Below are 469 nucleotides of genomic sequence, written 5' to 3'. Positions count from 1 at the left end.
TATTTGGAGAAAGAGAAAGAAAATGGAAGCTCTATGAAAATGTTGCTTGTATGCTATACAAGACTTTTTCTTTCAACTTGATCTTGAATTCTTGTAAAATGAATCGAAAGTTTCAGAAGGAACAGGTAGGAGCCATAGTCGCTTAAAGTAAAAACCCTTCTTTCAGTTACTTTTTCTCTTTCTACAGCCTCGTTAGGAAGATTGCAGACTCGGTCCAAAAAAACTATTGAGTCTTTCAATTTATCACCTAAACTTGGTACATAAAAAACTTGAGTTATTTCCTGTTTTTTACTGGCATCAATATGACTCTCAATTTGCTGTGGGTTCTTTTTGGAGTTAGACAGAATCGTCTTCCGGTATTTATCTAATTCTATTATAGGCGCATACACTATCCGTGAGGGAAAGTTTCTTTTGTTTGCAGGATCAATGTCGCAGGTATTTGAGAGAATAATGCTCTTTGCTGGTTTCA

General features: G+C 35.4%; 1 protein-coding gene. It reads right to left on the bottom strand.

The features are described from left to right. Positions 1 to 53: 53 nt before the first annotated feature. The coding region (locus HC175_RS18270; protein WP_168139666.1) for a hypothetical protein at positions 54 to 469 on the bottom strand (416 nt) is incomplete at its 5' end.

The organism is Salinimicrobium oceani (assembly GCF_012037645.1).
Note: the sequence above shows the minus strand (reverse complement) of the source record. Positions and strands in the feature narration are given on the sequence as shown.